An 8,360-nucleotide genomic window follows, 5' to 3' on the forward strand; every position below is an offset into this window, starting at 1 on the left:
TTTACGAGCATTTAAGAAAATATAAAAAGATAATTAGAAATTTATACTTTGTTTATAATAAAATTTACAGGTTTTAAAATATTTTTGTCATTTACCGTGTAACTTAGATTTTCAGCAATAATTTCAATATGATTTGTTTTATTATCAAAATTCTTCTTTTGAGAAATATCTGAATAAAATTTTCCAACATTAACTTTTAAACTTTTTAATTGAATAAATGAGTCCACGGACTTTTTCACACAATCAAAAAATTTATTGATAACAACAGACATAGCTAAAACTTTTATTATTGAATTTATGCCTATAATTTGCTTGGAACATAGAATAATTCCAAATCCCACTACTTGTATTAGAAACAATCCATCTGCTAAATTTCTAACTGCATTTTGAGTTTTAGTATACATTTCTCCTGTTGCTACTTTATCTTTCACAAATTCATCAAATAATTCTCTGTATACCTGTATGAATTTTGTGTACAAATTATTAAATTTCAACCAATCTTTTTCAAAAGAGCAAGAAAATAGTATTTTTCTTTCATTTTCTTTAAATGTATATTTGTCTCTTGTATATTCAGAAACTTCATCCTTAAAAGTAGTAAATGATACAAATCTTAAAAATCCCATAGCAACTATGAATATGAAATAATAAATTGGTAATTCTTTCAAGCTTATTATCAAAATTAAAACTATTATTAAAGCTTCTGAAATATTTTGAAATGCCCATATAAAATTCAATCTAAGCATAGTTGCTTCTTTTTCTATAATATTGTCAAATTTATAAGATTTTATATCTCTTAAAATACTTTCATCAAATTTTAAGTATTTGTCTATTAACAAATTTTCGTGAGTAAAACTATTTTTCAGGATAATTTTATTTGATAAAATCTGAAAAATAGGTATCAAAACTACAGTAATCAAAATAGCAATGAGCAACTTATATATTGAAGATTTCATCATTTTTATATCTGAATTCAATACTGCAGATGTAAAAGTTCCCAAAACAGTCGCTATGAAAACTGCTGACACATCTTGAATTATATTGCTAATCAGGCCTAATATTGCGCCAAGTCTCATAGACTTGAATAAATCCTTATACATAATTATCACCGCTATCTAAATCTAAAGTTTTATTGCATATTTTATTTAACCTTTTATCATGACTAATTACAATCATTTCTCGTGAATCAGATCTTAAAACACCGATTAGTTTTTCCACTGATTTATCATCTAAATGATTTGTCGGTTCATCTAACAAAAGTATATTCTTATCAGATGCCAGACACACTGCCAATGCGAATTTTTTCCTTTCTCCACCTGATAATTCATCTAAGTATTTACTCCATTCAATCTCCTTAATCCCAAAATAATTGCAGAGTTCTTGGACTTTTTTAACGTATTCTTTTCCTTCAAGCATACCCATAATCTCTCTCATTGTAAAAGAAATACATAAATCATTTTGATTTAAATAACTTATAAGTCTTTCTGGAATATCTCTAATAACCAGTTTGCTATTTGAGTGTAAAAGTCCTAAAATCAAATTGAAAATGGTTGTTTTCCCTTTGCCATTACTCCCAGAAATTAGAATTTTATCTCCTTTTTCTAATTTAAGATTTGTTCCATTTAAATTTTGACAAAAATCTAAATCTTCAATTTTTAAATCAATTAGAGAATCAATATCTGAAACTGTTACATCGTTACTATTAATATCTTTATTTAAAATATTATTTATTCTAGTTTTTGATACATTGAATTCTTGAACCTTCGAAATATATTTTGTTATATTCTCAAAATTGGAATAAAACGTACTCAGTAACATAATCATAAACACCGAATCAGCAATGGTAATTTCCTGATTATAGATTGCTATACCAATAATTGCATAACTAACTATTTTTAAAATCAAATCTAACAGAGAATACATAGCATTTTCAAGAGCAAATGCAATTTCAGCCTTAGTACCAGCATTTACATTCAGTTCATCTAAATTCCTTTTATTTTTAAAATACCAATCAGTCGCATTAAAAGTTTTCAAAACATCTCTTCCTTCTGATGCTGAAATAATCCAGTTAGTAGTATCTTGTTCTATTTTTCTAGTATCCATGTAAATCTTATATAAGCTATTTTTAGTAATTATTGGCGGTATTATTTGCAAAATAGCTAATAAAATAAAAATAAAAGTCACCTTATAACTTAAAACCAAAAATGAAACAAGTACTATCGCAAAAATAAATAATGAAGAAAAAAATTCTACCAAATATTCATACCTAAAACTTGCTATGATTTCGCTATCCTTGTCTACAATTTGCAAAACTTGCTCTCCTGACAATTCGAATAATAATTCTTTTCGTAAATTGTAAATATCTCTTAGTATATTGTTTTTAAACTGAAATTTTAATTGATGTTTTATTAATTCTAATTTATAAGGTATCAGTTTTTCTAATAAAAATTTCACACCAAATACTAATATTATAATTAACATAGTTTTTATTGTATTTTGAAATTCTACTGTATTTAGTTTTACAAATTCGTCTGCAAAATTTGATGTAATTACAGACACTAAAAAATCAAGCACAAAAATAAATACATAAAACAAACTTGAATAAATAAAATATTTTTTCTCTTTAGTTTTCATAATCACAAATTCCTCTCTTTTTTGATTATACCACCTAATAAAATCTTGCGAAATAGAATAAATTTCAAATCTACATTGTTTTATGATATCATTTATTAATACGGAGGTAATAAATGAATAATAGAACTAAAGGTATTATAGCAATATTATTATCAGCATTTGGATTTGCTCTTATGAATTTATTCATACCACTTGCTGGAGATTTGCCAACTATACAAAAAAGTTTTTTCAGAAATTTGATTGCTTTTTTGGTGGCTTTCGCAATTTTACTAAAATCGAATAAAAAAAAAGAAGTAAAAGAGCTTCACGATGTTAAATCAATCCCATGGAAAACTTTGATTTTGAGAGCAAGTTTGGGTACTGCAGGAATTTTTTGTAATTATTACGCGTTGGATCATTTGTTTATTTCTGATGCATCAGTTCTCAACAAACTCGCTCCTTTTGCGACTTTGATTTTGTCTTGGATTTTTCTAAAAGAAGATTTGAGAAAGGAACACATAATTTCGATTTTGATTGCATTTGTAGGGGTTTTGTTTGTTGTAAAACCTACACTACAAATCCAAGAAATCCTTCCATATTTAATAGGAATTTTGGGTGGAGTTTGTGCAGGTGGAGCTTACACTTGCGTTAGAAAATTGAACACGCTAGGAGTTAATAGTTCGTTTATTGTTGCGTTTTTCTCAGGATTTTCGTGTATAGTATGTATTCCTTTTATGATATTTAATTTTGTTCCAATGGGAACATCATCAATCCTTGCTCTTATCGGCGTTGGACTTGCAGCACTTATCGGACAATTTGGAATTACATTGGCTTACAAATTCGCTCCTGCTTCTGAGATTTCAGTGTTTGATTATTCGACGATAATTTTTACAGGTTTGTTCGGATTTTTATTCTTACATCAAATCCCTGATTATTTAAGTATAATCGGATATGTTTTAATATTTAGTGGAGCTTTAATTAACTTCATAAACAATCGAAGAAAACAAAGAATGCTAATAAATGAAAAATCTGCACGAGTATAATCTCATGCAGATTTTTTTAAAAAATACATTTTTTTATTTTTTATCATATTAATAATTTCGCTATCATGCGTAATCAAAATCACTATTTTCCTTTTAAAATACAACTCATTTATCATATTCGCTATTTTGATTTTATTTTCTTCATCTAAAAAATTAGTAGGTTCATCTATTATATAAACACTCTTATCCGTATTTAATGCTAACTCTATTTGTGCTTTTTTCTTTTGTCCAGAAGAAAAATTTATTTTATCAGATAACAATCCAAAATTAGATATATTATAATCAGATGATATGTACACCATATCATAGTAGCTCTCTTTTAATATTCTTCCATTTATTAATATATCTCCATTGTATCTATCAGTATAATTCAAAATAGATTCTATCACAGTTGTTTTTCCTACACCATTATCTCCAGAAATTATATTTATATTTTTATTATCAAATTTCATAGAAATTTTTTCATTTAATACTTTCCCTTTATTACTCAAACATTCAAAATTCACCAATTCTATTTCTTTTATAATATCATAATTGTATCTTGTTTTTTTTACTTCCATAAAATTCAAAAAACTATTTATTGCTGGCTTTGCTGTTAAATATTGATTTCTTATGTCAAACAAATATTCTACTGGTGTCCAAAATCTAGACACATAAAGTTGTGTAGCATAAAAAGTACCTATTGTAATCATATTTCTATACACATAATATCCAGAAATCAAATACATAGAAATTATTACAACATTTAAAACAAAATAAATCATCATATTATTTACAAGAGATTCTAATTTATATTTTTTATTTAATGTATTTTCATAATTTTCTAATAAAATTTTTATATCAAACATCTGCTTTTTTTTTAAAAGTCTTTCTGACTTTGTAATAGAATATTTATCTAGCAGATATCCCTTAATATCTCTATTATTCGTTAAATCCTTTTCCGAATAATCTGAAATCAAATAACCTAATTTATATGATATGTATGCACCTACTGGGACTACAATTATCATAACTAATGCTAAGCTAATAGACAATTTTAACATTATTAAAAATATTGCTATCATAGTAATAATAGAAAATACAATACTAACAGGTATATCTACAATAAAGCCTTTTATTAATGTAAGATTATTTGTTATTTCTTGATTAATCCTATCTCTATTAATTGAATGTTCTTTTACTCTATATGTATCCAAATTTTCATTTACCTCTTTGAAAATATTAGATATTGCTGATGTTTCTACTTTTTTACTGAAAATATCAAATATATAAGATACAACCTGAGTTAATACAAATAAGAAAACATCTATCAGTCCAAAAATCAACATATTATTAAAATTTTTATTCATTGCATTATCTATAAACTTTTTTGCAACAAGTGGAGATACTAAAAACAAAATTTTTAATAGACCATTTATCAAACAATAAATAGCAAGGCTTTTATTTGAAACATATCTTTTTAATTTCAACATTATTTATCATCTCCAATGGGTTTTCTATGTAAACACCAAATTCATTTGACAATTCAAACAAAAAATATAAATCAAAATCTTTAAATACATATAAGTACATAATTATTCTCCTTTTCATTTATTATAAAAAAAAGGAAACATTTTGAACTGATTCTCAAAAATTAGATATAAAACCAACTTTAAGAATATTCGCTCATTTTTGATTCCTCTTTTTTACAATTCAATATTTAAGCTCTTCTTGGGCATTTATCTTCTCCGCCACTGCTACCTTCTCTTAATACTGTAAACATAAATAAACTCACCTTCATTGCTAATTTAATCCTATCATATATATTATTTAATATCAAAATCATATTTACCCGCCTTGTGATTCGTAATGTTTTATTCCTCTTCTCCACATAAAATAAATTATTATGGAAAAAATCACGATGTAAATTACTTGTTCCAAAATCAAAGCCTTCATATTGTTTGAGTTAATTATGTTTGCAGGGATATAATAAATTCCGGCAAGTGGATTGTGTTGTATAATTTCAAATTTCCCAGAGAAAAACGCTAAAGGAACTACTTCTCCTGAAAATATTGCCAGAATATACCAAAAAATATCTCTGAGACTAAGTACAGATTTTAACCAAAATGTTAGTAATCCTAAAACACATAGCACTTGAAACATCAAACAAAATCCTAGAAACAAGGATATTATAAAATAACCAAGCGATGCAAATGAAAACTTATTGAAATACAACTGAACTGCTATCCAAAAAACTATCCCCAAAGGCATTGATATTACAACTCTTCCTATAGATATGCAAAATCTAGTAAGAGGATAATAAATTGGCTTAGTTATCAGAGTATCAATATTTCCCGAATTTATATCTTGAAATATGTAATAAGTTTCAGCCATTGTATTTGATATTGAATTTTTTACTACCAAAATCGTCATGAAATACGCAATCACATCATCAAAATTCATTCCAGCAATATCAGCTTGTCCTTTCATTATGAATTTCCACAAAAAATAATAAACAATTATTGTAATTGGTATATAAAATATGGAGGAAACAAAAGAAATAAAGTATTCTTTTGAATTTAGGTATTCTATTTTCATAGACGCTAAATATTTTTTCATTCTAACCTCCATTTGAAGAATATCTTCTAAGTCCACGATTGTACACAATGTATAAAATCATCAAGCTCACTGCTAAAAAAATTAATATTAGAGGAAAATGTCTAGTAGGTTTTCCGCTTAAAGCTAGTGTTGGAACAAATGCTATCAATGAAACAGGAACTACATAAGTCAGAAATTTTCTCAAAAAATTCGGAAAAATTGTAGTGGGATAATTTTTTGAAAAATTAAAATTGAAAATCAAATCTCTTAATGTCGATATTTTTTCAAATCTTAAACTCAGCATCGTTATTGTCGCATAAATCGTTTGATAATACACGTTCCCTATTATTAAAAGGATTATCATCTTTAATACAGCTACAAAAGAAATCGCGATATCAAATTTCACTACTACCAAAATTATTCCAAAAATCCCAAGCACAAGTTCTTCAATGAATGCAACAAGTGGAATATTTTCTATCATTATCATAAACAAAGTATTTTGAGGGCGATACAAATACCTATCCAAACTTCCGTCACGCACTAACCACTCAAAATCTCTGAGTCCGAAAAACATTTCTTCAATGGCTGACGATAGCATCCCGACCATTGCCAGCAAATATATGAAAGACTTGTCGTATCCAAAAGAATCTACATTGTCAAATAACACAACCCAAAACAAAATCGTCGACAATAATTGGAAAAGGCTGTGAAAAAATATCATGATTATTTCATTTGGATAAGCAAACATCTTTTTCAGAGCGATTCTTAGAGAACAAGCAAATAATTTCATCATTCAACCCTCAATTTAGTTTTCAAAACATCTTCCAAGCTCAATTCTTCGATAGTAAATTCAGACTTAGAAAATTGTGAAATATCAACACTATTTAACTGATCGATTGTCAATAAAGCTGTCGCCTTCTCATTGTCGATGTCTGGATTAAAATCCTTCAAATACTCAACGTATTTGGAAGATACGGTTAGTTTTCTGTACTTATCTCTATCCAAAAATTTATTGCACTTTCCATCGTATATAACTTCTCCATGATTTAATACTATAATTCTAGGGCAAAATTTATCTATATTTTCTATTTCATGTGTGGTCAATATGATCGTAGAATTGTATTTTTGGTTTATCATATTCAAAAACTCAAATATATTTTCTTGAACCACAACATCAAGACCAATAGTAGGCTCATCCAAAAATATTGTTCGCGGCAAATGAATAAGGCTCACTGCCAATTCACACTTCATCCTCTGACCGAAAGACAATTTTCTTACAGGAGTATGTAAAAGTTGCGAAAGTCCAAGAACTTTATCAAATTCTTGTAATCTTTCCTCAAAATCCTCATCTGAAATTTCATAAACTTCTTTGAAATACTTGAAAGATTCTATCACATCAATATCGTAAAACATACACGAACGTTGTCCCATTGATACTCCAATCTCATTCAAGAATTCCTTTTTCCTATCAGACGGAGTGAATCCATTCACTTTTATGAAACCATCCGTTGGATACAAAATTCCCGTCATCATTTTAATCGTAGTAGTCTTTCCAGCTCCATTAAGCCCTATGAGTCCGACTCTTTCTCCATCTTCAATTTTAAAAGAAATCTTCTTCACTGCATTCACGATAGTTCTTTCTTTGTTTAATAAACTTTTTCTCTTAATTATTTCATAATCTTTTTTCAAGTTGTTTATCTCTATCATATTCCGCTCCATAATTATACTCTCAAATATAATTATAGAGCATATCCTAAAAAAAACAATTTCCTTAAACATATGTACAAGAAAAAAGCGCGAAATTATGAACTGATCCCCAAAAGTTAGACCAAAAAACTAACTAAAGGAGGTCAGTTTTTTAATGGCAAAATATAGTACAGAATTCAAAACGAAAGTGGTAAAAGAGTATTTAGAATCTAATACCTCATATAAAACTTTATCAAATAAATATTGTATACCTTCAGAAAGCATAATAAGAAAATGGGTAAATGCATACAAGTCACAAGGCTATGAAGGAATAAAAGTAAAAAGAAAAAATACACAACACACTTTGGAATTTAAGTTAAATGTAGTAAACTTGTACTTAACAGGAGAAATGTCCTATCAAAGCCTAGCAAATGAATTAAAGAT

General features: G+C 27.0%; 10 protein-coding genes. 2 read left to right on the top strand and 8 right to left on the bottom strand.

Annotation, left to right across the window (positions count from 1 at the left end; all coding sequences use genetic code 11):
- Positions 1-41: 41 nt before the first annotated feature.
- Together ACLUJM_RS11600 and ACLUJM_RS11605 are read right to left on the bottom strand one after the other, a co-directional pair.
- Positions 42-1,097 carry a hypothetical protein gene (locus ACLUJM_RS11600; RefSeq protein ID WP_412412874.1) on the bottom strand — a complete coding sequence of 352 codons (1,056 nt, stop codon included), beginning with the start codon at positions 1,095-1,097 and terminating at the stop codon, positions 42-44.
- Positions 1,090-2,631 carry an ATP-binding cassette domain-containing protein gene (locus ACLUJM_RS11605; protein ID WP_412412875.1) on the bottom strand — a complete coding sequence of 514 codons (1,542 nt, stop codon included), beginning with the start codon at positions 2,629-2,631 and terminating at the stop codon, positions 1,090-1,092. The genes ACLUJM_RS11600 and ACLUJM_RS11605 overlap by 8 nt, the downstream gene beginning before the upstream one ends.
- Positions 2,632-2,744: 113 nt before the next feature.
- Between ACLUJM_RS11605 and ACLUJM_RS11610 the strand changes: the two genes are divergently transcribed.
- Positions 2,745-3,653 carry a DMT family transporter gene (locus tag ACLUJM_RS11610; RefSeq protein ID WP_412412876.1) on the top strand — a complete coding sequence of 303 codons (909 nt, stop codon included), beginning with the start codon at positions 2,745-2,747 and terminating at the stop codon, positions 3,651-3,653.
- A 2-nt stretch (positions 3,654-3,655) separates the two neighbouring features.
- Here ACLUJM_RS11610 and ACLUJM_RS11615 read toward each other — a convergent pair whose 3' ends face one another.
- From ACLUJM_RS11615 to ACLUJM_RS11640, 6 genes are all read right to left on the bottom strand, one after another.
- Complete coding sequence (locus tag ACLUJM_RS11615) at positions 3,656-5,125, bottom strand: ATP-binding cassette domain-containing protein (RefSeq protein ID WP_412412877.1); 1,470 nt, start codon at positions 5,123-5,125, stop codon at positions 3,656-3,658.
- Positions 5,094-5,225: a hypothetical protein gene (locus tag ACLUJM_RS11620; protein ID WP_412412878.1), complete on the bottom strand. Its 132-nt coding sequence runs from the start codon at positions 5,223-5,225 to the stop codon at positions 5,094-5,096. Before ACLUJM_RS11620 ends, ACLUJM_RS11615 begins: the two co-directional genes overlap by 32 nt.
- 127 nt (positions 5,226-5,352) lie before the next feature.
- The gene (locus ACLUJM_RS11625; protein ID WP_275542317.1) at positions 5,353-5,478 is read right to left on the bottom strand and encodes a hypothetical protein; all 126 of its coding nucleotides are present in this window, start codon (positions 5,476-5,478) and stop codon (positions 5,353-5,355) included.
- A gap of 2 nt (positions 5,479-5,480) precedes the next feature.
- The gene (locus ACLUJM_RS11630) at positions 5,481-6,251 is read right to left on the bottom strand and encodes an ABC transporter permease (protein WP_308611524.1); all 771 of its coding nucleotides are present in this window, start codon (positions 6,249-6,251) and stop codon (positions 5,481-5,483) included.
- Position 6,252: 1 nt separating this feature from the next.
- Positions 6,253-7,023, bottom strand: coding sequence for an ABC transporter permease (locus ACLUJM_RS11635; protein WP_094223737.1), 771 nt, complete (start codon positions 7,021-7,023; stop codon positions 6,253-6,255).
- Positions 7,020-7,937 carry an ATP-binding cassette domain-containing protein gene (locus ACLUJM_RS11640; RefSeq protein ID WP_412412879.1) on the bottom strand — a complete coding sequence of 306 codons (918 nt, stop codon included), beginning with the start codon at positions 7,935-7,937 and terminating at the stop codon, positions 7,020-7,022. The genes ACLUJM_RS11635 and ACLUJM_RS11640 overlap by 4 nt, the downstream gene beginning before the upstream one ends.
- A gap of 154 nt (positions 7,938-8,091) precedes the next feature.
- On the opposite strand from ACLUJM_RS11640, the gene ACLUJM_RS11645 reads away from it, so the two are divergent.
- On the top strand, positions 8,092-8,360 hold a 269-nt coding region (locus ACLUJM_RS11645), incomplete at its 3' end, for a transposase (RefSeq protein ID WP_412412880.1).

It is taken from the genome of Finegoldia sp., assembly GCF_046991905.1.
Lineage (GTDB): Bacteria > Bacillota > Clostridia > Tissierellales > Peptoniphilaceae > Finegoldia.

Excerpts from the sequence above, each read along its gene's own strand:
- ACLUJM_RS11600 (WP_412412874.1), bottom strand. The coding sequence starts at position 1,097 with ATGTATAAGGATTTATTCAAGTCTATGAGACTTGGCGCAATATTAGGC.
- ACLUJM_RS11605 (WP_412412875.1), bottom strand. The coding sequence starts at position 2,631 with ATGAAAACTAAAGAGAAAAAATATTTTATTTATTCAAGTTTGTTTTAT.
- ACLUJM_RS11610 (WP_412412876.1), top strand. The coding sequence starts at position 2,745 with ATGAATAATAGAACTAAAGGTATTATAGCAATATTATTATCAGCATTT.
- ACLUJM_RS11615 (WP_412412877.1), bottom strand. The coding sequence starts at position 5,125 with ATGTTGAAATTAAAAAGATATGTTTCAAATAAAAGCCTTGCTATTTAT.
- ACLUJM_RS11620 (WP_412412878.1), bottom strand. The coding sequence starts at position 5,225 with ATGTACTTATATGTATTTAAAGATTTTGATTTATATTTTTTGTTTGAA.
- ACLUJM_RS11625 (WP_275542317.1), bottom strand. The coding sequence starts at position 5,478 with ATGATTTTGATATTAAATAATATATATGATAGGATTAAATTAGCAATG.
- ACLUJM_RS11630 (WP_308611524.1), bottom strand. The coding sequence starts at position 6,251 with ATGAAAAAATATTTAGCGTCTATGAAAATAGAATACCTAAATTCAAAA.
- ACLUJM_RS11635 (WP_094223737.1), bottom strand. The coding sequence starts at position 7,023 with ATGATGAAATTATTTGCTTGTTCTCTAAGAATCGCTCTGAAAAAGATG.
- ACLUJM_RS11640 (WP_412412879.1), bottom strand. The coding sequence starts at position 7,937 with ATGATAGAGATAAACAACTTGAAAAAAGATTATGAAATAATTAAGAGA.